The following is a 689-nucleotide window of genomic DNA, read 5'->3' as shown; positions in this document are numbered from 1 at the left end:
GTGCGGTTGCTAAACCACTCTGCCATGAGTATATCGCGTTCATGTTTTTTGACCGAACACCACGGAAAATTTGCCATGTCCCATGGATAATCGATTTGTTCCCAGCTTAACTCTTCATCCCCATCATCTATCCAATTACCAATAAGCCTGCCTTCTTCTCTTGTGAGCGTGTGATTGATCTCTGTTGTGCGCCCAAAGGAAAACAAAGTGCCCCCAGCTGTTAAGCGAACACCGCTTTCATACTCCAACATGCTGTCATCAAGGCGTGACATATTGCATTCAACAGCTTGCACATCATACCCCGCAACACCACGACGAAAATCGGAGCGCAAACTTTTGGAGAGATCTGTAATCGCTTCAATGGCTTCAAGCTGTGTTCGTTCAGGCAACTGATCAAAATCAAGTTGAAAGGAGTTCCACCATGCGCGCCCCGTCCAGGCGGGTTGAAAGCGTGCCGAAATCCCTAGCCATTCAAGCCCCATCTCTATTGCCGCAAGGGAGCCACGTATCCTCTGCCATTGAAGCCCTTGATCAATCAAATCATAGAGATTTGGAACATAAGGTGTCAGTTCACCAAGCCCGTATTCTTCAATCAACCACGGCAAGAAACGGGGAGGGCGTGTGATCAGTTTTGCGCGTGAAATCCCCAAAACAGAACCATCAATATCTTGATGAAAATCGCAAGCATC

At 47.6% G+C, this 689-nt stretch carries 1 protein-coding gene; it reads right to left on the bottom strand.

The annotated features are described in order from the left end of the window. On the bottom strand, positions 1-689 hold a 689-nt coding region (locus ACFINL_RS09790; RefSeq protein ID WP_375651496.1), incomplete at both ends, for a phage tail protein.

Source organism: Bartonella sp. AA78NXGY, from assembly GCF_042197005.1.
Taxonomy (GTDB): domain Bacteria; phylum Pseudomonadota; class Alphaproteobacteria; order Rhizobiales; family Rhizobiaceae; genus Bartonella.
The sequence above is the reverse complement of the archived record's forward strand: the minus strand, read 5'-3'. Positions and strand labels throughout refer to the sequence as shown.